The sequence below is a fragment of the Nocardia sp. NRRL WC-3656 genome, from assembly GCF_000720265.1.
Lineage (GTDB): Bacteria > Actinomycetota > Actinomycetes > Mycobacteriales > Mycobacteriaceae > Nocardia > Nocardia nova.
Map to the genome: position 1 here is coordinate 1 of NZ_JOJF01000098.1, position 733 is coordinate 733.

1 protein-coding gene is annotated in these 733 nt (G+C 67.9%); it reads right to left on the bottom strand.

Features of this window, described 5'->3' with window-relative positions; genetic code table 11:
- The coding region (locus IG65_RS0133995) for a ketoacyl-synthetase C-terminal extension domain-containing protein (RefSeq protein WP_369801650.1) at positions 1-723 on the bottom strand (723 nt) is incomplete at its 3' end.
- Positions 724-733 lie beyond the last annotated feature (10 nt).

Genomic DNA, 733 nt, shown 5'->3' on the forward strand with positions numbered 1-733 from the left:
CGCATCCGACAGCGAAACAGACTTTCCCAGAGCAGATTCCAGCACATTCACGATCGCGTCGAAATGCTCGGCGAACACCGGGTAGACACCGTGCAACTCGGCAGCCATACCGGCCCACTGCGCACCCTGCCCCGAGAACACCACACCCGTCGAACCCGGCACCACCCGACCCGACACCACACCGGGAAGGCCTTCTCCGCGCCCGAGAGCCTGGGTACCCGTTCGCAGGCCGTCGCGCTCAGAGGCCAGCACCACAGCACGGTGATCGAACACCACTCGTGAGGTCGCGAGTGAGTAGCCGACGTCGACCGGGTGCTGGTCGCCGATCCGGGCGGTCAGGCGCCGGGCCTGTTCGGCCAGGGCCGCGCCGGTGCGGGCCGAGATCACCCACGGCAGCACACCCCCGGCCGGGGCGGTCCTGGTCTCCGGGACGGGGGCCGGGTCGGCCGGCGCCTGTTCGACGATGAGGTGGGCGTTGGTGCCGCTGAGTCCGAAGGACGAGATACCGGCGCGGCGGGGCCGAGTCGCCTCGGGCCACTCGACGGACTCGGTCAGCAGCCGGATATTGCCCTGCGACCATTCGACTTTCGTGCTCGGCCGGTCTACATGCAAGGTCTTCGGCAGCACACCGTGGCGCATGGCCATGACCATCTTGATCACACCACCGACACCGGCAGCGGCCTGGGCGTGGCCGATATTCGACTTCAACGATCCCAACCACAACGGACGATCC